The organism is Roseomonas sp. KE2513 (genome assembly GCF_016107305.1).
Classification (GTDB): Bacteria; Pseudomonadota; Alphaproteobacteria; order Acetobacterales; family Acetobacteraceae; genus Roseomonas.
In genome coordinates this window covers 1-1041 of sequence record NZ_RCVR01000150.1, presented here as the reverse complement: position 1 = coordinate 1041, position 1041 = coordinate 1, and the positions used below count along the sequence as shown (strand labels likewise).

Genomic DNA, 1041 nt, shown 5'->3' with positions numbered 1-1041 from the left:
TCATCCAACCTGTCCAGATTCCCCGAGCCACCTCTCAAGAGCCTGGTCTGACCGACCTTGTTCAGTGCGCAGGAGCAGGAAAAGTCTATTTTTACCAGCGTCTTAGATCCATGGCATCTTACGACCGGACACCTAAACTAATCTGGTTCTCCCTACCGCCGCCCCTATGTGGCTCCTGGAAATGCCCGCGTGTCTTAAAGCGTCTAACGAAACCGGGCAGCGAGCGTTCCTGGGGGCATGGCGAAGCCCCTGGTACCGAATGATTTGTGGGCGGCGGTCGAGCCGCTGCTGCCAGCCGAGCGGGCCGAGCCGAAGGGTGGGCGGCCGCGGCTGGCGGACCGGGCGGTGCTGACGGGGATCCTGTTCGTCCTGACCACGGGCTCGCCGTGGGAGCGCCTGCCGATGAAGATGGGCTGCGGCTCGGGGATGAGTTGCTGGCGCAGGTTGCGGGACTGGCAGGTGGCCGGGGTCTGGCGGCGGCTGCACCGTGTGCTGTTGGAGCGCCTGGAGGCGGCGGGGGCCGTCGACTGGTCCAGGGCGGCGCTCGACAGCACCAGTGTGGCAGCCAAAAAGCGGGTGCGGAGGTCGGGCCGAACCCAACGGACCGCGGCAAGCCGGGCACCAAGCGCCATCTCGTCACCGATGCCCGTGGCACGCCGCTCGGCCTGACGCTGAGCGGGGCCAACCGCCAAGACAGCATGATGCTGGCCCCGACCCTGGATGCCGTGCCGCCACTGCGCACCGGCCGCCGCGGCCGTCCTCGCTGCAGGCCTGGGAAGCTGCATGCCGACAAGGCGTATGACCACCGCCCCTGCCGCTGGGAGTGCCGTGCTCGCGGCATGGCCGCGCGCATCGCCCGGCGCGGGATCGAGAGCAGCGCCCGCCTCGGGCGACATTGCTGGGTGGTGGAACGCACGCACGCCTGGATGAACCGCTACCGCCGCCTGCCCGTCCGCTACGAACGCCGTGCAGACATCCACCTGGCCTTCGCCACGCTCGCCTGCGCTCTCGTCTGCCTCAACCAAGTCAGGCGATTCTGTT

At 68.1% G+C, this 1041-nt stretch carries 1 protein-coding gene; it reads left to right on the top strand.

The window, feature by feature from the left end:
• Positions 1-237: 237 nt before the first annotated feature.
• Positions 238-1041, top strand: a protein-coding gene (locus tag D9599_RS30680) for an IS5 family transposase (protein WP_198385125.1) whose coding sequence is annotated in 2 segments (ribosomal slippage) — positions 238-574 and positions 574-1041 — 805 coding nt annotated over the 2 segments. Because the reading frame shifts where the segments join, the coding sequence is not laid out codon by codon here. This gene is flagged as partial in the annotation.